Origin of the sequence: Cupriavidus sp. KB_39 (assembly GCF_052114485.1) — a bacterium.
GTDB lineage: Bacteria > Pseudomonadota > Gammaproteobacteria > Burkholderiales > Burkholderiaceae > Cupriavidus.
Genome location: NZ_JBFREV010000238.1, coordinates 1 through 390 on the forward strand (window position 1 = coordinate 1; position 390 = coordinate 390).

Here is a 390-nt window from a genome sequence, read left to right on the forward strand (position 1 = left end):
GGTCGGCGGTCGGCGGGTGTGCCAAAACGCCGCAGGTAGATCGGCGAGGCAAAGAACGCCAGTTTGACCTGGCCCAGGCGCCGCGCCACCATCGCCTCATCCAGCGAGCCCACGCGCAGCACGACGTCCACGCCTTCCTGCAACAGATCGATCGGCTTGCCGTTGATGGTCAGCTCGAGCTTCAGTTCCGGGTAGGCATTGTAGAAGTCGTGCAGGTGGGGAATCAGCACCATCCGCGCGAGAGCCGCCGTGGTATCTACGCACAGCGTGCCCCGTGGCGAGTTGTTGTGGCGCGTCAGTGACTGCTCGGCTTCCTCCACGTCCGCCAGAATGCGCACGCAGCGTTCGTAATAGGCGGCGCCGTCCGTGGTCACGCTGATGCGCCGCGTG

Annotated in this window: 1 protein-coding gene; it reads right to left on the reverse strand. The window is 65.4% G+C overall.

The features are described from left to right. On the reverse strand, positions 1–390 hold a 390-nt coding region (locus AB4Z27_RS29735; RefSeq protein WP_441646077.1), incomplete at both ends, for a LysR substrate-binding domain-containing protein.